Here is a 21,016-nt window from a genome sequence, read left to right on the forward strand (position 1 = left end):
GTCCGGGTGCCCGGACCTGCGGCGCCGCCTCCCGTTTGACGCCCCCTCTTGGTGGTGTTCACAGCTCGCCCATCCGCCGGATGACCGGGGCGACGCGCTGGACGCCCTGGCGGTACGCGCCCCGGGCCGCTTCGCGCACCGCCTCGCGCACCGCTCCCCTGACCCGGCCGGTCTCCCTGGGCGCGGCGGCGCCGGGCAGCGGGTGGCCGTCGGGGGCCAGGTGGTGGCGGGCGAGGATGCCCGGGAGGTAGCCGGGGGCGGTGGCGGGTGTGTAGTACGGCGCGAGGTCCGGCAGCCGGTCCTCGGCCAGCAGCGCGGTGACCCGGGCGCGGGCGGTGTCGTAGGCCGTGTCGTAGCTGCCGTCGGCGGCGACGCCCTGGCCGGCCAGCCACACGGCGTCCGGCTCGGGGTGCGCCCCGCCGTCGAGGTGGTCCCAGGAGGTGAGCAGGCCGGAGCCGACGAAGTGGTGGTTGCCGAGTGCTTCGCGCACCCCGAGGTCGGTGAGGACGGCGGTGGGGATGCGCCGGTGCAGGGACTCCAGGGCGGCGGTCGAGGAGACGGTGACCAGCAGGTCGGTGCGGTCCAGGACCTCACCCATGTGGCCGTACACCAGGCGGAAGTTGGGCGGGAGGCCGCCGGGCAGCTTCTCGGCGAGCCGCTGGTACGGAAGTTCCTCGATGTGGGTCGTGTGCTCGCCGGGCCGGGACCGCAGCTTGAGGACGACCTCGCGCTCCGGGTGCAGCCGGGCGTGCTCGACGAGCCGGCGCAGCAGGTACGTGCGGTCGGCGCGGGAGGCCGGTACGGAGGGCTGCGCGGCGAACACCACGGTGTCGCGGCCCTGTTCGGGACGGTACGGGGCGCCGCCGAGGAACGGCAGGGCGGCCTCCGTGACGGCCGACGCGTCGGCGCCCACCCCCTCGTACACCGCGCGGAAGCGCTCCGCGTCGTGGCGGGAGTTGGCGAGGACGACGTCGGCGCCGTGCCGCAGCAGCAGTCCGTCGGCGAGCTTCTCGTAGACGACACCGACATAGCCGGTGACGACGACGGGGCGCTTCGGCAGCCGGAGTGCGGCCAGGCCGTGCAGCATCGCCTGGACGCCGCCGCCGACGAGGGCGAGGACCACCAGGTCGTAGCCCTCGTCGCGCACGGTGTGCAGGAACTCGACGGCGGTGACCTCGCGCACCCCGGTGTCGATGCCGACGTCGCCGACCTCGGCGAGCTGGCGGGCCGTCGGAGTGGCCCGGCCCCGCAGCAGCAGTCCGCTGATCCGTGCGCGGGGCGCGCCCGCACGGCCGTCTCCCGAGGTCAGCCGGCGCGCGGTGAGCGCACCCCACTTCCATCGGGTGTCGGAGTCGGCGAGCACGGCCACCCGGAGCGCCGGGGACGGCGTGTCCGTGGATTCCAGCGCTGCTGGAGAAGCCGAATTGCTGTTGCTGAGGGGCACGTCCAAGACGTTAGGAAGGCCGGGGGGTGGGCAGCCCAACGTGAAAGCAACAAAGGGTTAACAGCCCGCCGACGATTGCCGAACCGGCCGCCCGGCTCGTTGAAAAGCGGAGAAGAATACCGTCGTGGGCCTGTCGGTTCACTGTTCCGACGGATGCCGTTCACCTACCGGCCGCACGGCCGACAGGGCGAATGCCCGGCCCGGAACTAGCGTGAAGCGGGTGGTTAAGCTCTCCGTCATCGTGCCGTTCTACAACGTGCAGACATACGCGCCCGACACCCTCAGAAGTCTGCGGGCCAATGCCCGCGAGGACTTCGAGTTCATCCTCGTCGACGACTGTTCGACCGACGGGACGGCGGACATACTGCGCCGCGCCCAGGACGAGATTCCGGGGGTGGTCGTCCGCAGACACGAGCGGAACGGCGGACTGGCCACCGCCCGGAACACCGGTCTGGACGCGGCCCGCGGCGAATACCTCGCCTTCCTGGACGGCGACGACTGGCTGGCCCCCGGTTTCTACGCCGAGCTGCTGGCCAGGACGGAGGCCCTGGGCTGCGACTTCGTCCGTACCGACCATGTGCAGGCCGACGGCAGGAACCGTACGGTCCACCGCGTCCCGCACGGCCGCAGGGGCGAGGTCATGGCCCCCCGGGACGCGATCCTGCCCGCCGCACGCACCACGTCGGTCGACTACGCGTACGCCTGGGCGGGCCTCTACCACCGCCGGCTCCTGGACCGGGGGCTGCTGCACTTCACCGACGGTCTGCGCACGGCGGAGGACCGGCCGTGGATCTGGCGGCTGCACCGCGAGGCGGATTCCTTCGCGGTGCTGGGACTTCTCGGAATCTTCTACCGGCGGGGCGTCGCCTCGTCACTGACCCAGATCGGCGACATGCGCCAGCTCGATTTCATTCGCTCGTTCGACCAGGTCGTACGGGAAACGGCGGCGGACCGTGACGCACGGGAACTGCTGCCGAAAGCCGTGCGCAACTATTGCGCGATCATTTCCCATCACATGAGTTCGGTGGAAAGGTTCGAACCTTCGGTGGCCCGTGCACTGAAATCGATGAGCGCGGACGCGCTCGCGCGAATGCCGCAGGACGTGCTGGCCGAGGCCCTCGACTCGATGGACGTCAAGCGCGCGACCCTGCTGCGCCGGCTGCGCCGCCGGTCCACCGCGAAGGAGGTGGCGGCCGCGTGAGCAGCAGCCGGAGCCGTACGACGCAGATCTTCCTCGCCTCCACGCTCTACGGCACGGCGACGCTCGCCGCCGCCCTGGACGCGGGCCTCTTCCCGGACGCCGGGCGCAGGATCCTGCTCGTCGCGAACAACGCGTCGGTGCCGGAGACGACCCCGGCGGTCGACGCGATGCCCGGGTTCGACGCGCTGCGCACCCGGTTCGACGACGTCGTGTCGTGGAACGCGACGATCGCGCCCCACCACCCGAGCGCCTGGGCCCCGCGCCCCGACGACATCCCCCTGTGGGAGCGTCATCTGCGGCTCGCCTGGGGGCTCGGCGACGACGCCGTCGAGCTGGCCGTGGAGTCGATCCAGGTCAACCCGGCCATGGCCCTCTGCCAGATCTTCACCGGCGTGCCCCTCGATGTGTACGCGGACGGGCTGATGAGCTACGGCCCGACCAGGAACAAGATCGATCCGCTGGTCGGCACCCGGGTGGGGCGGCTGCTCCACCTGGATCTGGTGCCGGGGCTGCGGCCGTTGCTGCTCACCGAGTTCGGGGTGGCCCCGGAGACCGTGCCGACGGACGCCTTCCTGAAGGTGCTCGGCGAGCTGGGCGACGCGGCCGAGGTCGTGGCCGGGGTGCCGTCGGTGGAGTCGCCCGCGCTGCTGCTGGGCCAGTACCTCTCCGCGCTCGGGCTGATCAGCGCGGCGGAGGAGGAGGAGCTGCATCTGCGGATGATGCGCGGTGCGGTGCGCCGGGGCCACACCCGGCTGGTGTTCAAGCCGCATCCGACGGCCCCGGCGCAGTGGTCGCGGGCGATGGAGGCGGAGGCGGAGCGGCTCGGCGCCGAACTGACCTTGCTGGACGCGGGGGTGCTGACCGCCCCGGTCCTCGCCGAGGTGCTGTACCGGCGGATGCGGCCGGCGCTGGTCGTCGGCTGCTTCTCGACCGCGCTGCTCACGGCGTCGGCGTTCTACGGGCTGCCGGTGGCGCGGGTCGGTACGGAGAAGCTGCTGGAGCGGCTGACCCCGTTCGAGAACAGCAACCGGGTGCCGGTGACGCTGGTGGACGCGCTGGTGCCGGACCTGGAGGGCGCGGGCGCGGACCGCGCCCCGGAGGCGGCGGCGGGGGCGCCCGCCGAGCTGAACGACCTGGTGACGGCGGTCGGTTTCGCCATGCAGCCGAAGATCTATCCGGAGCTGCGGCCGGTCGCGGAGCGGTATCTCACGGCCCGGCTCACGGCCGCGACCTGGCGTTACTTCAAGCGCAGGCGGCTGACGTCGCTCGGTCTGCCGGGCGGGGTGCCCGAGCAGTTCGCTTTCCTGCCGCGCAACGCGGCGGTGCGGCGGGTGGCCCGGCGGGCGAAGGCGCTGCGGCGGATGGCGCTGCGGTAGGAGAGGGCAAGAAGGAGGGGCGGGGGCCAACTGGCCGCCGCCCCTCCTCCGTTGTGCCATGCCGTGCCGTGCCGTGCCGTCAGACCCGGATGCCGGGCCCGATCAGCTTCAGGTCCGCCGCGTTCGCCTCGGTGACCTTCCACAGTTCCTGCTGGCGGCCGTGCACGTCGGCGACCGCCGCCTGGTGGTCGTCGAGCAGCCCGGCCGCCCGTTCCACCAGCCGCTCCCCGAGGTGCCGGTCGTGGACGGAGATGCCCCAGTCGGGCCGGTCGATGTCGGACAGGAAGTACGCCATCTTGGGGTGCGAGATCAGGCTGATGACCGGGGTGCCGCAGCCGAACGGGATCATGCCCGCGTGCCCGCGCATCCCGATGACCAGCTTGGTGCGGGCGTAGGTGTCCCGGATCTCGTCGTTGCCGAAGTCGTACATCGGGATCACCGGGAGCGAGATGCCGTGCTCGCGGCGCAGGTCGAAGGCGATCCGCTCGTCGTCCAGCGAGTGGGCCACGCACTTGACCTCGGCGCGCTTGCCGAGCCCCCGGACGGCGGTGGCCGTCTCGGCGAGGAAGTGTGCGTAGTCGTGGCCGAAGCGGAGCCCCGCCCGGTCGTACGCGGCGTTGAGCAGGACGGTGTCCTCGCGCTCGGCCGGGTCGGTCCAGCCCTCCACCAGCTGCCGGGTGACGGTCGTCGGGCAGGGCTGGAAGCGCACCTTGTCGTGCAGCGACGCCGGCAGCAGCTCGCGGACCTTCTGGATCGACCCGTGGTTGCGCAGGCCGAAGAACGAGGAGCGCTCCACCAGTCTGCGCAGCGAGGAGAGGAACCGTTCGCGGCCGTGTCCGTACGCCTGGCCGTCGAAGGCGTTGAAGCCCACGGCGTAGACCATGACGGGCACGTCGATCCGGTCCAGCAGCCGGTCGGGGACGTTCCACTGCCAGCCGCTGTTGCCGTTCGGCGCGGTGTCCGGGATGAACAGGCCGCCGCCGCCGATGACGAGGCCCCGGCGGGCGTTGACCCGTTCGAGGGCGGCCTCGTCGAACAGCCGGTGGGCGTGGACGGAGTGCCAGCGGTCCGGTCCGGTGTCGCGGCCGAAGGCCAGCCGGACGCTCTCCGGGAGCAGCTTGTCGCCGGCGTTGCCCTGCCGTTCCATGTAGAACGCGACATGGGCGAGCTGCTGGTCGGCCGGGCCGTCGGCGGGGGGCCGGACGTCCTTGGTCCGCAGGTGCATCAGCCGGTTCGCCCGGTGGGTGGGGTCGACGCCGAGCCCCTGGAGGGCGTAGTCCGATGCCGCCTCGTCGTCGCCGTGGATCCAGGCGATCTGGGCCAGGCGGGAGAAGGCGGTGGCGGCCCGGTTGGGGGCGGCGGCGGCCAGCAGGAGCTGGGTGCGGGCCTCCTCGTAGCGCGAGACGCTCATCAGCGCGTGGCCGAGGACCTCGTGCGGCCAGGCCTCGTCGACGGGGATGCGGACCGAGCCGAGGAGGTCGGCCGCCTCCTGGTACTCACCGGCGCCGATGTGGGCGGCGGCGACCCGGCGGGCGCTCTCGGGGTCGCCGGTGCGCCGGACGTGCGGGGTGCCGTAGTGCACCAGCAGGTCGTGGTGCTTGGTGCCGGAAGCCGCCAGGTACCGGGCGTGGAACTCGGCGTCGGTCAGCTCGAAGTCGCGCCAGCGCTCCTCGGCCTTGCCGTACCCGGCCTCGCCGCCCTGCCAGGGCTTGTGGCGCCCGGTGAAGTGCAGGATCGCCGTGGTGTCGGGCACCGCGAGGTCGCCGGAGAGCCGGCGCTTGACGTAGTTGTAGCGGGCGTCGAGCTGCACGAAGTCGCCGTCGAGCACGGCGTTCAGGATGCCCTGGTCGTGCTTGTCCAGCTCGTACGCGCCGGAGCGGCCGGTCTCGTCGATCCGGGCGCAGAAGGCGTCGCTCAGATACTCGCGCTGGATGACCAGCAGACCGCTGTTGAGCTTGTGCTGCCCGTAGAAGAACTGCGGGACGGCGGCCAGGCCGTCGCGCAGCCTGAGCAGCTCGCCCAGGTCGCCGAGGACGACCATGTCGGTGTCCAGGGTGATCACGGTGTCGTAGTCGCGGACCCGGAAGACGTCGAGGATGAAGTAGGCCTTGCGCACCAGGTAGTTGTCCTGGTCGCCCTTGGCGTACGTGTCGTAGTGCGCGGCGTCGACCCGGCGGAAGTCGACGCGGGGGTGCAGGGCCCTGATCCGTTCGACGGAGGCCGGGCGCAGCCCGTCGTGCAGGACGATGAAGTCCTCGCAGACGCCCGGGTTGGACAGCGCGAGGCTGCGGAGCAGGGTGAGGAATCCGGGCAGGTAGTTCTCGTCCACGAAGCTGGCGAAGGCGACGCGGCGCTTGCCGGTGAGGGTGTTGGCGGGGGCGGGGGGCGCGGCGGCAGGGGTCGTCGTCATCGCAGTGAGATCCTCGTATCGGTGACGCTCTGGGCGCGTTCCATGACCCACGCCTTCTCGCTGGTGTACTCGTGCACGGAGGTGATGGGCATCTTCATCGCGGCGGGCAGCCGGTAGGCGCCGCTCTCGTAGAAGTCGAAGCCGATCAGGTCGAGCCGGGTGCTGACGTCCAGGTGGTCCAGCAGCCAGAGCATGTTGAAGCCGCTGGTGGGGATGGACGGCCAGACGTCCGTGCCGACCTTGCCGATGTCGCGCAGCGGCCAGCGCAGCGACTCGTCGCCCAGATACCGCTGGGCGCCCGGCACCAGCCGGTTGCGCAGGGAGTACTTCCAGTCGCCGGAGATCCCGCCGAAGACCAGCCGGGTGTCGACCTTCTTGTCCCAGTTGAAGCCGTGCTTGTGGATGGTGGCGTGGATGTCGGTCCGGCTGCCGGTGGCGGCCGGGTCGATCCGGTACGAGTTGAAGCGGACGACCAGGTCGTACGCGTCGATCTCGGCGCCCAGTGAACTGCTGCCGACGCGCTGGGAGTTGGCGATCAGACAGATGGACTTCCCCGCGATGCGGTTGCGGAACTCCCCGAGCGTGGTCCACTCGACGCCGCCGAAGACCGGGTCGGCGACCGGGCCGCGCATCCGGGCCCGGCGCTGGCCCGCGTAGAGCTCGACGAGTTCGGTGAGCAGGGCGGGGTCGCCGCCCGTGGCGGCGGCGCGGCCGCCGCTGCCCGGTGCGCCGGCGGCCTCCAGGGCGAGGCCGACGTACTGGCCCAGCGCCTCCTGGATCTCCGGCACCGGGGCGCCGGTGCGGTCCTGGGCGATCAGGGCGCCGATCAGCCGGGAGCGGGCCCGGTTCCAGTCGCCGTGTCCGGCCAGGGCCAGGCCCTCGGCCCAGGTGTCGGTGACGGAGGCACCGGCGAAGGCGGCCGCCTCGGGGCAGCCCTGCTCCAGCTTCCGCAGCAGCTCGGCCTGGCGCTCGGCGCCGGCCCGCAGCCCGGCGGTCTTCGCCGCGATGCCGAAGCCGTCCTCGTCGGTGAGGTCGAGGTAGCGCTCGTACGCCTCGACTGCGGCGCTCTCCGCGCCCATCGCCTCCAGCACGCGGGCCCGCAGCCGCCAGGCCGCCCGGGAGCGCCTGCGCTGGGTCAGCACGGTGTCGGTGACGAGGACGGCGAGCTTCAGTTCGTCCTCGTACCCGCAGTCCAGGGCCTTGTTGCCGACCGCGAGCAGCGGGTCGAGCAGCTTGTCGCCGAGGACCAGGGCGGAGCCGGGCCCGCTCCGGGAGGCGCGCCGCAGCAGCGGGACCGGGGCGGTGTCCGGGGAGGTCTGCTCCATCGAGGCGTGGGCGGCCAGCAGATTCCGCAGGGCCTCCGCCAGCGCCGTGCGCCGCCGGTCCAGCCCTGCGACCAGCTTCCCGCTGTGCGCGGCGCAGGCGCGCAGGCAGGTCTCCAGTTCCGTCGGGCGGACGGTCGCGGGGGAGGGCGTGCCGTCGCCGGACGGTATCGGCTCCTCCGCCTCACTCTGTCGTGGCCAACGGGTGCGGGCTTTCGTCATGGCGCTCCAAGCGTCTGGTGCCCGTGGGGGGAGGGGGCGTGGAGAGGGGTACGGATGTTCGTCACCCGTTTGCGGTTGCGTCGCACGCTAGGAAACCTGAACGGCCGCAGGATGAACTCGCCCTGTCGGCGAGGAAAACTGCGTTTCGGCCCGCCGTCCGCGGGGGTTGGCCGGTCCCGGAAGGCCGGATGAACGCCTGCGGACCATCGGGTGAACCGCCTTTTCGGCCGCGGGTTTTCACGATGTTCGATGACATATTCGACGCATCATGAGGACTCCGTCGCTTCTCCGATCGCCGCGCGGCCGGGGTGCCGCCTGGGCCGCCCTGCTCGCCGTCGTGACCGTCTGCGCGGGCGACGCGGTGGCCCGCAGCTACCCCTTCGGCCCGCGCACCCGCAGCGTGAACGACCTGGGCAATCAGTTCGTCCCGTTCCACGCCCACCTGTGGGACCTGCTGCACGGGAAGGCGGACGGCGGGCTGCTGCTCAACTGGCAGTCCGGCTACGGAAGCAGCTTCCTGCCGGATCTGGGCACGTATCTCACCAGCCCGTTCGCGCTGCTCGTCGGAGTGTTCCCGAGGGACCGCGTCGACCTGGCGGTCTACGTGGTCACGCTGGTGAAGACGGGCGCGGCGGCGGCCTCCATGACCTGGCTGCTGACCGCGTTGCGCAGGGGCCGGGGCCGGGAGTGGGCGGCGGCGGTGCTCGGCGCCTCGTACGCGCTGTGCGGCTGGTCGGTGATCGAGGCCGTGTACAACCCGATGTGGCTGGACGGGCTGATCGCCCTCCCGCTGCTGTGCCTGGCCGGTGAGTGGGCGCGGACCGGCCGGCGGCCGGTCCTGGGCACGCTTCTGGTGACGCTCGCCTGGGTGTCGAACTTCTACACCGCGTACATGGCCACGCTCGGCGCGGCGCTGGTGCTGGGGGTACGGCTGCTGCTGGAGGACGGCACCTCGCGCGAGCGGGTACGGGGGCTGGCACGGGCCGTCCGCACGGTCCTGCTCGGCATCGGTCTGGCCGCGCCGGTCCTGCTGCCGGTCTTCCTCGGGACGCGGCACGCCTACCCGGGCTGGACCCGGGAGTTCGCCCCGGCCGCCTGGCCGGACGCCGCCGCCCGCCTGCTGCCGGCCACCTACGGCTTCTTCAGTCCGGCGCTCTTCCTCGGCACCGGATCGCTGCTCCTGGCCTGCGCGCTCGCCTTCCACCGGGGGGTGCCGCGCGCCGAGCGGTGGGTGTGGCCGGGGCTGGTGGCACTCGTCGCGCTGTCGTTGCAGTGGGGGCCCACACATCTGCTGTGGCACGCCTTCGCGACGCCGAACGGCAGCCCGTTCCGCCAGACGTTCGTCCTCTCCGGCCTCGTGGTGATCGCCGCCTGGACCGCCGTCGCCCGGGGCTGGCCGGACCGGCGGGCGCTGCTGGGCGGGGGCGGGGTGCTGGTGCTGATCGCGGCGGGCGCCGCGCCCAGCGACCTGGTCACCCGGTGGACGTATCCGCTGTTCGCCGCAGGCCTTGTGGCGGCGCTCTGCGCGCTCGCGCTGGTACGCGGCGGGAGGTTCGCGGTCCTCGCGGTGGCGCTGCTGGTGGGGGCGCAGGCCGGACAGGCGGCCGCGACCACCGCGTACGCCGACCGGCAGCGGCTGAAGCAGCTCGACGACTACGCGCCCTGGGGCGAACGCCAGCGCCTGGAGGCCGACGCGGTCGCCCGCGCCGACGGCTGGCCGCGCTACCGCACCGATCCGGGCCGGGAACAGAGCACCGCCAACGACCCGTTGACCGTCGGCGGCCAGGGCGGGGCGTACTACAGCAGCCATACGCCCGACGTGACGACCCGCACCTTCCTCGCGCTCGGCGGCGGCTGGACCTCGCGCGGGCGGGCGCTGCAGAGCCTGGACAACCCGGTGACCGACGCGGTGTTCTCGGTCGGCGCCCGGGTCCATGTGCCGCGCGATCCGCACCAGGTCTGGAACCGCCCCGACGACCGGCCGGTGACCGTGACCCGGCAGGACGTACCCCCGCTGGTGACGGTACGGGCCGCGGGCTCCGGCTCCCCGGGCTGGGTGCGCTCGCCGTTCCGCAACCAGGAGAAGCTGCTGGGCGCGCGGGTGTACACGCTGCCGGCGACCGCCCTGCGGTCGGCCGAGGGCGCGCCCGCCACGGACCGGAACGCCCGCGCGTACGCGGTGGAGCCCGGCGCGTACACGCTGAGCGCGAGCTGTCCTGCGGGCAGCCGGGTCTTCCTGTGGGCGCCGGATCTGTTCGGCACCGCACTGCTGGGGACGACGGGTGATCCGCAGGACGTCCGGGGCGATCTGCCGGCCCGGCGGGCCGGTATCCAGCCGCTCGGCGCGGGCGCGGGCCGGATCACGGTGTCGCTGCGGGTGGAGCGCGCCGGGACCCTGCCGCACGACGCGGTCGGCTGTCTGGACCCGGGGCGGCTGGCCTCGGCGGTGGCGGGGCTGAAGCGGACGGGGGCGGTGCGGGTGACGGTGTCCGGCAGCGGTGTGCACGCCGAACTCCCGCCGCACGCCCGGGGCATCGCGGTCCTGGCCGCGCCCCGGATCGCGGGCTGGAGCTGCGACGGCCGCCCGGCCGGCTCGTACCTGGGCCTGGTCGCGGCACCACTGGCCGGGGACCGGACCTCGGTGGACTGCGCGTTCCGGCCCCCGGGCCTGCGGGCGGGCAGCGCGGTGGGGGCGGCCGCACTGGCGGGCCTGCTGGCCGTGGCATTCACCCCGGCGGTCCTGAACCGGGTACGGGGGCGGCGGGGACGGGTGCGGGTGTGACGGCGAGGCGGGCGGGCGCGGGGCCCCGGGGCGTGCGCCCGCGCGTCAGCGCTTCCCGTACCGGGCCTCGATGCCCGCGATGATCAGCCGCAGGCCGTCCTCGAAGCGCTCGTCGTAGTTGGCGAAGATCTCCGGTCCCGCCGCGGCGGCCAGCGGGTAGCGGGCCAGCCGTTCCGCGCGCTCGCCGACGTCGAAGCCCTCGCGCTGCTGGTCGGGCAGCGGGCGCACGCCCTGCTCCTCGCTGACGAACCCCATCGTGTAGGAGTACGCGGTGGTGCCCGCCCGTACCGCCTGCCACAGCTCGAAGCCCGCGTCGACCATGGTCCGCAGATGGCCCTCGAGCCCCTCGGCGTGATCGGTGCCGGTGAACTTCGCGCCGCCGTAGACCTTGGCCCCGTCGCGGTAGCGCAGCAGCGCGTGGCGCAGCCCGCTGTTGTACGCGACGAGCTGGTCCTGCCAGCACTCCGGGGTCGGTCCGGGCAGGTCGTCGTCGAGCATCCGCCGGTACATCAGCGTGGCCATCTCGTCGAGCAGCGCCTGCTTGTCCTTGAAGTGCCAGTAGAGCGCCGGCGCCTTGACGTCCAGCTCCTTGGCGATGGCGCGCAGGCTGAGGCCGTCGAGGCCCACCTCGTTCAGCAGCCGCAAGGCCGTGTCGGCCACCCGGGACCGGTCGATCTTCGTCGTACCCACGGTGCCAAGTTAACAGCCGCCCTTGACAACTTAACAGCGTTAAAGTCAGACTCGGACCATGGAACTTAACAGCGTTAAGGAAACTGAGGTCCTGATCGTCGGCGCCGGCCCCTGCGGCCTCGCCCTGGCCTGCGACCTGGCCCGCCGGGGCGTGCCCGCCCTCGTGGTCGAGCAGGCGGCCACGCTCTTCCCCGGCTCACGAGGCAAGGGCATCCAGCCCCGCACCCGGGAGGTCCTGGACGACCTCGGGGTCGGCGCCGCGGTCCGCGAGCACGGCGGTCCGGCGCCCGTCGGGATGGCCTGGCAGAACGGCGAGCGGATGGGCGAGCACCGGATGTTCCGGGTCGCGCCCCCGACGGACCCCGAGCCGTACGGGGAGCCGTGGATGATGCCGCAGTGGCGGACCCAGGAGATCCTGCTGGCCCGGCTGCGCGAGCTGGGCGGGGATGTCGCCTTCTCGACCGCGCTGACCGGCCTCGCCCAGGACGCCGACGGGGTCACCGCACAGCTGAGCACCGGTACGGTCCGGGCCTCCTATCTGGTCGCGGCGGACGGCGGGCGCTCCGCGGTCCGGCGGGCGCTGGGCATCGCGATGGCGGGCGAGACGGTGGACCCGGCGCCGATGCTGGTGGCCGACGTACGGATCGCCGAGGCGGCCCTGGACCGCCTCAACTGGCACATGATGAACACCGACGCGGGGTTCATCACGCTCTGCCCGCTGCCCGGCACCGAGGACTTCCAGCTGGTCGCCCAGTACAAGGAGGGCGAGCCGGACACCTCGGCGGACGGGGTGCGCGCGGTGGTCGCGGCCCGGACGCATCTGGACGCGGCGGACGTCACCGAGGTGCGCTGGTCGTCCGACTTCCGCCCGCGCGCCGCCCTGGCCGACCGCTTCCGCGAGGGACGGGTCTTCCTGGCCGGGGACGCGGCCCATGTCCACTCCCCCGCAGGCGGCCAGGGGCTCAACACCAGCGTCCAGGACGCGTACAACCTCGGCTGGAAGCTCGGGCAGGTGCTGCGCCACGGGGCGCCCGCCGCCCTGCTGGACACGTACGAGCAGGAGCGCCGCCCGGTCGCCGCCGAGATGCTCGGCCTGTCCACCCGGATCCACCGGGGCCAGCAGGAGCGCGGCACGGCGACCCAGCAGCTGGGGCTCGGCTACCGCGAGGGCCCGCTCTCGGCGGGCCGGGCGGGCGCGCTGGAGGCGGGCGACCGCGCACCGGACGGACCGGCCGGCGACCGGCGGCTGTTCGACGTCTTCCGGGGCCCGCACTTCACCCTGCTGGCGGTCGGCACGGAGGCGGAGCTGCCGGAGCCCGGCACCCCGGCGATCCGCACGCACCGGCTGGACGAGGCCTACGCGCCCTACGGCACGGGCCTCTTCCTGGTCCGCCCCGACGGCTACATCGGCTGGGCGGGCGAGAACACGGCCGGACTCGCCCAGTACCTGGCGCCGCTGGGGCTCGCGCTCGCGACGGGCTGAGCGCCGGGACGCCCCGTCCGCCTCAGACGCTGCTGAGCGAGAGCTTGGCGGCGAAGCCGAGGAACAGCACGCCCGCCGCCGAGGTGGCCCCGGCCGAGAGCCGCTTGCGGCGGCGGAACGCGGCGGACAGCCGGGTGCCGCCGAATATCAGCATCGACAGATACAGGAAGCTGGCGATCTGGAGCAGGGTGCCCAGCACCAGGAAGGAGAGCGCGGGGTACGCGTACCCCGGGTCGACGAACTGCACGAAGAACGAGATCAGGAACAGGATGGCCTTCGGGTTGAACAGGCTGACCACCAGCGCCCGCCGGTAGGGCCGCTCCATGGTCCCGGCCGTCTCGTCCCCGGCCCCCGACTCACCCGTGATCTCCGCGACCCGGCGATGCCGCTCGCGCCACATCGACACCGCGGCCCGCAGCATCCCGACGGCCAGCCAGGTCAGATACCCGGCCCCCGCGAACTTCACCACGGCGAACAGCACCGGCGTCGTCTGCAACAGCGACGAGGCCCCGAGCGCGGACAGCGTCATCAGCACGGTGTCCCCGGTCCACACCCCGGCGGCGGCCACATACCCGGTCCGCACCCCGCGCCGGGCGGCGACGGACAGCACGTACAGCGAATTCGGCCCCGGCAGCAGAACGATGAGCACGAGGCCGGCGAGATAGGTCGGAAGATCGGTCACACCCAGCATGAAACGGAGTGTCGCACGCGGGTACGACAGTGCGGCCGGGGGGTTCGCGTGCTGGGACGGGGCGCGGGGGCGCTCGCCCCGGCCCCGCACCGGCCACGTCCCGGTAACCGATGCGTCTCGATACCGGTTCGGCCACCGTCCGCAGGATTCGGCAACCGGACGGAGCGGGAATCCGTCCCCTGGAATACCGCAGATTCAGGGGGCCGAGATGATACGCATCAGCAGGACCGGGCGCGGTGGCGCACGCAGGGGCGGCCGGGGGGCAGGAGCGGCCGCCGCCGTCACCGTTCTGGCGCTGGCCGCCGTGACCGCCGGGTGCAAGGTGCAGCCCGCCGGCAGCGCGGCCGCCGACCCGTCGGCGCCGGCGAGCAGTTCGCCCGCCGACGACGCCAAGCCCGGCGCGAGCGAGCCGGCCCCGGCCAGTCCGTCCGCCAAGCCCAGCGCGAAGCCCTCGTCCTCCGCGAAGGCCAGTCCCTCCCCCGATCCGCAGGGCCAGGTGCTGATGGCGAGCGGCGCGCAGAGCAAGCAGGTGCGTGAGCTGCAGGCCCGGCTGCGGCAGATCGGCCACTTCGACCGCAGCCCCACGGGCTACTACGGCTCCGTCACGGTCGCCGCCGTGCAGTCCTTCCAGGGCAAGCGGGGACTGGCGCGGACCGGGAAGACCGACACCGTCACCTGGCAGAAGCTGCTCGGGATGACGCACGAGCCCACGGCCGCCGAGCTGAACCCGCCGACCACACTGCCGGTCGCCAAGCCGGACAAGCGGTGTCTGACGGGCCGGGTGATCTGCATCAGCAAGAACAGCCGGACGCTGTCCTGGATGATCGACGGCAAGGTCGTCTCGTCGATGGACGTGCGGTTCGGCTCGCAGTACACACCGACCCGGGAAGGCACCTTCTCCGTCTACTGGAAGTCCCGGCACCACGTCTCGACGATCTACCACACGGCCATGCCGTACGCGATGTTCTTCAGCGGCGGCCAGGCGGTGCACTACTCGTCGGACTTCGCGGCCCGCGGCTACAACGGCGCCTCGCACGGCTGCGTCAATGTCCGGGACGAGGGGAAGATCGCCTCGCTGTTCGCCCAGGTGCGCAACGGCGACAAGGTCGTCATCTACAAGTGACCGCCGACGCGGATGAGGGGCGCGGGCGGGACCGGGGGAACGTGTCCCGCCCGCGCCATTGCGCCGAGCCGTAGGTACGGGGGGAACCCCGGCTCCGGGCGCTGCCGATGACCAGTCGGCTCACTCTGTACTGCGCCCGCGCCCCGAAAAACGTCACACCTGGTGGCGGGCGGGTGGTGCGGACCCTCAGCGGGCCGCGCCGGAGACGGCCGGTTCCGGGGCGAGCGAGGGTGTGGAGTCCCCCGCACCGGGGCCCGGGACGAGGCCGGCGACCGAGGGCTGCGGGGACACGGTGAACCGGGCGGCCGGGAGGGAGCCCGAGGCGTCGCCGCCGCCCGGCCCGCTGTTCCCCTCGCCGCCCTGCTCGTCGCCGCCCCGGTCGTCGTCCGTGCCGAGTATCCGGTCGCAGAACCGGTCCAGGTTGCGGGCGCCCTTGGCGAGCGCCTCCAGCCGGCGCCTGCGGTCGTCGTCGAGCTTGCCGTCGCGGTAGTCGCGGCAGGCCTTCAGCGTCTTGGCGTACCAGGCGCCCGAGCCGTTGTCACCGCCGTCGCCCGAGCGGTCCTCGCCGCCCTTGTCGCCCGTGCCGTCGGCGGGACCGGTCGTCGCACCGCCGGAGCGGTCCTCGCCGGTGCTCCCCCGTTCGCCGTCGGTGCGGCCGGACTGGCCGGTGGGACCGGTGGGACCGGGGCGTTCGGTCTCGGCCCCGGTGGTGGCGCCGGGGTCGGGGGCGTTCGGTGACGGGGTGCCCGGGTCCGGGGCGCCGGGCGGCGGGGCGGAGGTCTCGTCGTCGGTGGTGAGCCCGGAGCCCAGCTCCTGGGGGGACGCGGCGGCGGAGACCGAGGTGGCCGGTGCGGGGGTGTGCCGCCCGAAGGGGCCGGGCAGCATCCCGCTCCCGGCGGCCACGGCCACCCCGCCGATCGCGCAGCACGCGAGCGAGGCGACCAGGCCGAAGCGCAACGGCCGGCTCCAGCGGATCGGCCGGGCGCCGCGGGAACCCGCGGGCCCGGCGCCGGAGGCGGCCCTGCCTATGTGTACGGGTGCGAGCACCTCGGCCTCGGCCGAATCGTCCGCGGCCACGACGGAGCGGGCGGCGGCGGTACGGGAAGCGGGGCGGGGGACGGCGCGGAAGGCGGCCAGGGCGGCGGCCTCACCGGGCAGTTCGCGGGTGGCGGGCAGGGCCGAGCGGGCCGCTTCGTCCAGGGCCGCCGCGAGGCGCTCGGCTTCCTGCCGGGTCCGGCCGTCGGCAGGATCGACCGGTTCGCGGCGGAGCAATTTCTCCGCCGCGTCCTTGTCAAGCCATTCGTACTGCTCGTCGGCCATCACATGTCCTTCTGCGTCCACAGACGCGAATGCGTCACACCGGCGGGCGCCACCAGGCCGGTGCGGGCGGGGCGTTGCGCGGGCACGGCACCGAGTTCCGCCGTCCGGCCTGCCGCGTTGTCCGGTGCGGGCCGGGCCGGGGCCGTACCGTCGACCGGGCCCCGGGGCGCACCCACCGCACCGGCCGCCCCGCCGCCGTGCGGAGCGCCGCCTTCCGCCGGACCGTCCGCACGGTCCTGGCTCTCGGAGCCGTCCTGGCTGTCCGCCCGCAGCAGTTCGGCGAGGCGCTTCAGTCCCCGGTGGGCGGCGGTGCGGACGGCCCCCGGCCGCTTGCCCAGCGTCTGCGCCGCGCTCTTCGCGTCGAGCCCGACCACCACGCGCAGCACGACGGCCTCCGCCTGGTCCTGCGGCAGCTGGGCGATGAGGGACATGGTGCGGCCGGTGGCCAGGGACTCGATGGCCTCGTCGGCCGTGTCGGACTCGGCCGGCTTCTCGGACAGCTCCGACTCGTCGCCGCCGATGGCGGGGCGCCTGCCGCGCATCCGCAGATGGTCCAGGGCCCGGTTGCGGGCTATCCGCGCCGCCCAGCCCCGGAAGCGGTCGGCGTCACCGCTGAAGCGGTCGAGGTCCCGGGCTATCTGCAGCCAGGACTCGGACGCCACGTCCTCGGCGTCCGGCTCGCCCACCAGCGTTCGTATGTAGCCCAGCAGCCGCGGCTGCACAGCGCGGTACACAGTACGGAAGGCGTCCTCGTCCCCGTCCTGCGCCGCGAGCACCGCGGCAGTAAGCCCCGCGTCGTCCCCCAGCACTCCCTCAACCTGCCCTGCTGTCCTGAATCGCAGCTGGTCACCACTGCCGCGCCACCCTGCGCGACTCAGCACGCTACGTCCTTCGCGGGCATCGCGTCCATGACTTGTACAACCCGCAACATTCTGCGGCCCGACTCCGGTGTGACAGAAAACGCACCCACGGCGCTGAGATGAGTACGGGGTCGTCCTGCGGCCCCGCGGAAGACGACCGGGGCCTCTCCTGTGGGGGGTGGCGGCCCCGGTCGTCCTCGTCACTTCCCGCGGAGCGCCGTCCGGCCCCGCCCCGCCTCAGCGCCGCACCCGGGCCCGTCGTGACACCGCCGCCCGCAGCACCTTCTGGCCCTCCGTCGAGATGTCGAGGACCTGGCGCAGGCCGGCTCCTCTGGGGGCCTCGTCGCCGATCTCCGCGAGCATCTCCAAGATCCGGGCCTGGCGGGCGGTCTCCCCGGACAGCAGGGGGCCGGCCCCCGTCGGGTCGCCGGCGCGGCAGCGGGCCACCAGTTCCCCGGCGTCCGGGCGGGCCGCGTCGTGGCCGAGGTGGATGTCGAGGGCCAGCAGTGAGCAGGCGTCGGACCAGGCGCGCAGCTCCTCGCCCGCCCGGTCCTCGGGGGCCTCGCCGAGCAGCTTGCGGATGCGCAGGACCGTTTCGCCCGGGTCCGGTACGGCGTCCAGGGCGATGCGTGCCTCGGCCAGCCGGTCCGGCCAGTCCTGCCGGTCGGCGCTGCCGGACCAGAGCGGGCGCAGCGGATCGGGTTCTGCCCCCGGCCCCGGCTGCGGCAGGCACCGGTCGAGGCAGGCGGCCGCGCTCGCGGCGAGCCCACGCTCATCGGCGGCGGCGATCAGTTCCAGCAGGCTCATCGGCGTCTCCCGTCGGCCCTCCCCGTGCCGGGACGCATGGGGACGCAGCGCTTCCTGTTATCGCATTCAGCGGCGAATGGCCGAAAATCGTCACTGCGACGGCCGAAATCGCCTGGACCACCCGCCGGATTCGCGCGGCAGGCGGAACGTAGTCCCCGCCCGCCGCGCTGTCCACACCCAAGGCCGTTCAGCCCGCGTCGATCTCCTTCGCCAGTGCCGTGAACCCGTTCCAGCTCAGCTTCGGCTTGCCCGGGACCCACAGCTTCTGGGCCGTCGCCCGCAGCGGCATCCGGATGCCCTGCGCCACCTGTGCGGCGGTCTGGGCGTTCGGCAGGTCGCCCCAGACCGCGAACCGGCCGCCGAGGATCTGGTCGGAGTAGCGCGCCGGCACCGGGGTGGTGCCGCGCAGGACCAGCGGGGTCCACTGCTCGTAGATGCGCTTGCCCGTGGGATAGACGAAGGTGTTGGGCTGGCCGAGTACGTAATAGAGGAACTCGTCGTTGAGGTTCATCACCCGGCGGCCCTCGCTCAGGTACTCCTGCGGCGGCCGGGCGCCGAATTCCTTGCCCGTCCAGTACTCGACCTCGATGTCCTTGTCGGCCTTGACGACGCCGCCGCGGAAGAAGCCGTCGTTCCACGCCTTGGGCTTCATGCCGTGCGGGCGGACCACCGCCGCGCGGTCGTTGAGCCAGCCGGTGGTGAGGTCCTTGATCCCGGCCCCCGCCCCGTACTTCTGTACGGCGGCGCGCTGGAGCTGCGGATAGGAGGCGGCCGGGTCGCGCGCCATCAGCGCGAGGTACTCGTCGGCGCCCAGGTGCCAGTACGCGCCGCCGAACAGCTTCGTGTACTCGCCGAGGAGCTCGTCGACGATCTTCGCCGCGCCCGGCTTGGAGATGTCGAGCGACCCGGTCGAGGGCACGCCCGAGACGTTGCGCAGCTGGAGGTCCGGGTGGGCGCGCAGCACGGCGCCGAGGTGGCCCGGGGAGTCGATCTCCGGGACGACCTCGATGTGCAGCCGCCCGGCCAGGGCGACGATCCGGCGCACCTGCGCCTTGGTCAGATGGTCCGGCGAGACCACCTCGGGGTGGGTGTCGGACTCGATACGGAAGGCCTGGTCGTCGGAGAAGTGCAGCCCGAGCTGGTTGAGCTTGAGGTCGGCCATCTCGCGCAGCCGGTCCTCGATCCAGCCCGCGCTGTAGTGCTTGCGCGCGATGTCGAGGTTGAGCCCGCGCTGCGGCTTGCCCGGCCGGTCGCGCACCTCGCCCTCGGGCATGGTGCCGTCGGCGCGCACGGACTGCTTGAGGGTGCGGGTCCCGTAGAAGACCCCGGCCTGGCCGGGCCCGCTGATGGTGACGCGGCCGTCGTGGGTGCGCAGGGTGTACGACTCCGCCCCGCCGCCGGCCTTCGGGGTGAGGGCCAGCTCCACGTCGCCCGCGCGGGCGGGGGTCTCGCCCCGGTAGCCGATCTTCAGCTCACCGGCGAGCAGCCGGCCCTCGTCGGCGAGGCCCTTGCTGCCGTCGGCGATCACCACCGCGCTGTCCTTGCCCGGCCGCCAGCCGGGGCCGCGGGCGGCGGTGTGCTCCCGTACGGCGGGGATGGTGCGAGGTGCCTTGGAGAGCGGGTAGCTCCTGGTCGGGGAGGGTGTGGGGGAAGCGGAGGGGGACGACGCCGTCGAGGAGCGGGATGTCTCGGCGCCGTTCCGGTGTGCGGTGCCGGAGCTGTCACAGGCGGCGAGGGTGACGGTCGCCGCGACGACCGCACCGGCCACCAGGGCACCGCGTGAGGGGGACATCGGTCAGAAACCTCCAGATTCAGTGGGGAAACCGGGAAACAGAGCAGAAGCGAGGGGAAACAGGGCTGATGTGGGGAGATAGCCGGGCATTCTCCTCACAGATTCGCCCATCAGGCATCCTGAAACTCTCCCGTCCGGGTGAAATTCGCGCATCCGTCGGACGGCCGTTGCCCGGCCTCGCTACCTTTGAGGCACATTCGTCTCTCCCTTCACCCTGCATCCGCCTGGTCTCTTCGGTCCCTCCCTACTCCAGGTTCACAGATGCCGTTGATTCGAGGAGCCCACGCTGTCCAGGTCCAGCGAGTCCCACGCCGGCCTCCCGGAGCAACCGCACCCGTCCCCCCGGCGGACCGCCGTGCCCGTGCAGAACTGCGGCCCCGCACCCGACCGGGCCGCACCGCACGGCTGGGACCTGCACCGTTTCAACACCGCGCCCGCCGCCGATGCCGAGGCCGCCCTGCTGGAGTGCTTCGGCAGCCACCGCTGGGCCCACCGGCTGGCCGGCCACCGCCCCTACCCGGACGTGGACGCGCTGCTGGCCGCCGCCGAGGAGGCGGGGTACGACCTCTCCCCCACCGACCGCACCGAGGCGCTCGCCGCCGAGGCCGCCCCGGGGCTGCACCCGGGCGCACCGCGCTCCGCGCACCTCGCGCTGGCCGCCGCGCACGCCGCGTACGAGTCGAGGTTCGGGCATGTCTTCGTCATCTGCCTGGACGGCTTCCACCCCGCCGAGCACCCCGACCAGGTGCTGGCCGGCATCCGGACCCGGCTGGCGCACGACCCCGACCAGGAGCGGGTGGTCACGGCGGACGAGATGCGGCGACTCGCCCGGGGCCGCATCATCGAGCTGGTATCGAGTCAGTAACGGGTTGGCGGCGGCCCCCGGGGCCCGGATTCCCCGTCACAGGCGGGTGAACAGGTGTGTCGGAGGCTGTCCATAGCCCGTCCGTGCCTGATTCGTTGCCACTTTGATCACACCAGAGGCCCCCGCGCGATCGAACCGACAAAGCGTCGCTACGATGGCCGGGGCCGGTGGACCGTACCCGGCCGGGTCAGACCGACAGTCAAGCCGGCCGACCCCAATCCCCGCTCCCGGAGGGTTCTTCCGTGCCGGCTGGAACGCTGTACCGCGGCCGGGAAGGCATGTGGTCCTGGGTGGCTCATCGAGTCACCGGTGTCCTCATTTTCTTCTTCCTGTTCGTACATGTCCTGGACACCGCCCTCGTCCGCGTCTCCCCCGAGGCCTACGACGACGTCGTGTCCACGTACAAGACGCCGATCGTCGCGCTCCTCGAATACGGCCTGGTGGCCGCCATTCTCTTCCACGCGCTGAACGGTCTGCGCATCGTCGCCGTGGACTTCTGGGCCAAGGGCCCGCGCGTTCAGAAGCAGATGCTCTGGGCCGTGCTGGGTATCTGGATCGTGCTGATGGTCGGGGCCCTGTACCCCGTCCTCGGTCACGCCGTACGCGAAGTCTTCGGGAGCTGAGGCCC

At 73.0% G+C, this 21,016-nt stretch carries 16 protein-coding genes; 7 read left to right on the forward strand and 9 right to left on the reverse strand.

Features of this window, described 5'->3' with window-relative positions:
* Positions 1-58: 58 nt before the first annotated feature.
* Positions 59-1,444, reverse strand: a complete 1,386-nt coding sequence (locus RLT58_RS13515; RefSeq protein WP_311310651.1) for a DUF6716 putative glycosyltransferase — start codon at positions 1,442-1,444, stop codon at positions 59-61.
* 220 nt (positions 1,445-1,664) lie between these two features.
* Between RLT58_RS13515 and RLT58_RS13520 the strand changes: the two genes are divergently transcribed.
* Together RLT58_RS13520 and RLT58_RS13525 are read left to right on the forward strand one after the other, a co-directional pair.
* On the forward strand, positions 1,665-2,645 hold the full coding sequence (locus RLT58_RS13520; RefSeq protein WP_311310652.1) for a glycosyltransferase family 2 protein: 981 nt from the start codon (positions 1,665-1,667) through the stop codon (positions 2,643-2,645).
* Positions 2,642-4,021, forward strand: coding sequence for a polysialyltransferase family glycosyltransferase (locus RLT58_RS13525; RefSeq protein WP_311310653.1), 1,380 nt, complete (start codon positions 2,642-2,644; stop codon positions 4,019-4,021). Before RLT58_RS13520 ends, RLT58_RS13525 begins: the two co-directional genes overlap by 4 nt.
* 79 nt (positions 4,022-4,100) lie before the next feature.
* On the opposite strand, the gene RLT58_RS13530 is transcribed toward RLT58_RS13525, so the two are convergent.
* The gene (locus RLT58_RS13530; protein WP_311310654.1) at positions 4,101-6,431 is read right to left on the reverse strand and encodes a glycosyltransferase; all 2,331 of its coding nucleotides are present in this window, start codon (positions 6,429-6,431) and stop codon (positions 4,101-4,103) included.
* Entirely contained in the window at positions 6,428-7,975 is a 1,548-nt protein-coding gene (locus RLT58_RS13535) for a hypothetical protein (protein WP_311310655.1), read from the reverse strand. The genes RLT58_RS13530 and RLT58_RS13535 overlap by 4 nt, the downstream gene beginning before the upstream one ends.
* Positions 7,976-8,243: 268 nt before the next feature.
* On the opposite strand from RLT58_RS13535, the gene RLT58_RS13540 reads away from it, so the two are divergent.
* The gene (locus RLT58_RS13540; RefSeq protein ID WP_311310656.1) at positions 8,244-10,757 is read left to right on the forward strand and encodes a YfhO family protein; all 2,514 of its coding nucleotides are present in this window, start codon (positions 8,244-8,246) and stop codon (positions 10,755-10,757) included.
* Positions 10,758-10,802: 45 nt separating this feature from the next.
* On the opposite strand, the gene RLT58_RS13545 is transcribed toward RLT58_RS13540, so the two are convergent.
* Positions 10,803-11,447: a TetR/AcrR family transcriptional regulator C-terminal domain-containing protein gene (locus RLT58_RS13545; protein ID WP_311310657.1), complete on the reverse strand. Its 645-nt coding sequence runs from the start codon at positions 11,445-11,447 to the stop codon at positions 10,803-10,805.
* A 58-nt stretch (positions 11,448-11,505) separates the two neighbouring features.
* Here RLT58_RS13545 and RLT58_RS13550 point away from each other — a divergent pair, with 58 nt between their 5' ends.
* The gene (locus RLT58_RS13550; protein ID WP_311310658.1) at positions 11,506-12,930 is read left to right on the forward strand and encodes an FAD-dependent monooxygenase; all 1,425 of its coding nucleotides are present in this window, start codon (positions 11,506-11,508) and stop codon (positions 12,928-12,930) included.
* A gap of 22 nt (positions 12,931-12,952) precedes the next feature.
* Here RLT58_RS13550 and leuE read toward each other — a convergent pair whose 3' ends face one another.
* Positions 12,953-13,621, reverse strand: coding sequence for a leucine efflux protein LeuE (gene leuE / locus RLT58_RS13555; RefSeq protein ID WP_311310659.1), 669 nt, complete (start codon positions 13,619-13,621; stop codon positions 12,953-12,955).
* A gap of 208 nt (positions 13,622-13,829) precedes the next feature.
* Here leuE and RLT58_RS13560 point away from each other — a divergent pair, with 208 nt between their 5' ends.
* A complete protein-coding gene (locus RLT58_RS13560) occupies positions 13,830-14,744 on the forward strand; it encodes a L,D-transpeptidase family protein (protein WP_311310660.1) in 915 nt (304 codons plus the stop codon).
* 186 nt (positions 14,745-14,930) lie between these two features.
* Here RLT58_RS13560 and RLT58_RS13565 read toward each other — a convergent pair whose 3' ends face one another.
* The 4 genes from RLT58_RS13565 to RLT58_RS13580 form a co-directional block, all read right to left on the reverse strand.
* On the reverse strand, positions 14,931-16,064 hold the full coding sequence (locus RLT58_RS13565) for a hypothetical protein (protein WP_311310661.1): 1,134 nt from the start codon (positions 16,062-16,064) through the stop codon (positions 14,931-14,933).
* On the reverse strand, positions 16,064-16,873 hold the full coding sequence (locus RLT58_RS13570) for an RNA polymerase sigma factor (RefSeq protein WP_311314508.1): 810 nt from the start codon (positions 16,871-16,873) through the stop codon (positions 16,064-16,066). Before RLT58_RS13570 ends, RLT58_RS13565 begins: the two co-directional genes overlap by 1 nt.
* 288 nt (positions 16,874-17,161) lie before the next feature.
* A complete protein-coding gene (locus RLT58_RS13575) occupies positions 17,162-17,731 on the reverse strand; it encodes a hypothetical protein (protein WP_311310662.1) in 570 nt (189 codons plus the stop codon).
* Between the two features lie 187 nt (positions 17,732-17,918).
* Positions 17,919-19,523, reverse strand: coding sequence for a beta-N-acetylhexosaminidase (locus RLT58_RS13580; protein WP_311310663.1), 1,605 nt, complete (start codon positions 19,521-19,523; stop codon positions 17,919-17,921).
* Between the two features lie 355 nt (positions 19,524-19,878).
* Between RLT58_RS13580 and RLT58_RS13585 the strand changes: the two genes are divergently transcribed.
* The gene (locus tag RLT58_RS13585) at positions 19,879-20,388 is read left to right on the forward strand and encodes a 2-oxo-4-hydroxy-4-carboxy-5-ureidoimidazoline decarboxylase (protein WP_311310664.1); all 510 of its coding nucleotides are present in this window, start codon (positions 19,879-19,881) and stop codon (positions 20,386-20,388) included.
* Positions 20,389-20,630: 242 nt separating this feature from the next.
* Positions 20,631-21,011 carry a succinate dehydrogenase, cytochrome b556 subunit gene (gene sdhC / locus RLT58_RS13590; RefSeq protein ID WP_026249405.1) on the forward strand — a complete coding sequence of 127 codons (381 nt, stop codon included), beginning with the start codon at positions 20,631-20,633 and terminating at the stop codon, positions 21,009-21,011.
* Positions 21,012-21,016: the final 5 nt, after the last annotated feature.

This window comes from Streptomyces sp. ITFR-16 (assembly GCF_031844705.1).
Taxonomy (GTDB): Bacteria; Actinomycetota; Actinomycetes; order Streptomycetales; family Streptomycetaceae; genus Streptomyces.

Coding starts and splice junctions, on each gene's coding strand:
- RLT58_RS13530 (WP_311310654.1), bottom strand. CDS start 6,431: ATGACGACGACCCCTGCCGCCGCGCCCCCCGCCCCCGCCAACACCCTC.
- RLT58_RS13535 (WP_311310655.1), bottom strand. CDS start 7,975: ATGACGAAAGCCCGCACCCGTTGGCCACGACAGAGTGAGGCGGAGGAG.
- RLT58_RS13540 (WP_311310656.1), top strand. CDS start 8,244: ATGAGGACTCCGTCGCTTCTCCGATCGCCGCGCGGCCGGGGTGCCGCC.
- RLT58_RS13550 (WP_311310658.1), top strand. CDS start 11,506: ATGGAACTTAACAGCGTTAAGGAAACTGAGGTCCTGATCGTCGGCGCC.
- leuE (WP_311310659.1), bottom strand. CDS start 13,621: ATGCTGGGTGTGACCGATCTTCCGACCTATCTCGCCGGCCTCGTGCTC.
- RLT58_RS13560 (WP_311310660.1), top strand. CDS start 13,830: ATGATACGCATCAGCAGGACCGGGCGCGGTGGCGCACGCAGGGGCGGC.
- RLT58_RS13565 (WP_311310661.1), bottom strand. CDS start 16,064: ATGGCCGACGAGCAGTACGAATGGCTTGACAAGGACGCGGCGGAGAAA.
- RLT58_RS13575 (WP_311310662.1), bottom strand. CDS start 17,731: ATGAGCCTGCTGGAACTGATCGCCGCCGCCGATGAGCGTGGGCTCGCC.
- RLT58_RS13580 (WP_311310663.1), bottom strand. CDS start 19,523: ATGTCCCCCTCACGCGGTGCCCTGGTGGCCGGTGCGGTCGTCGCGGCG.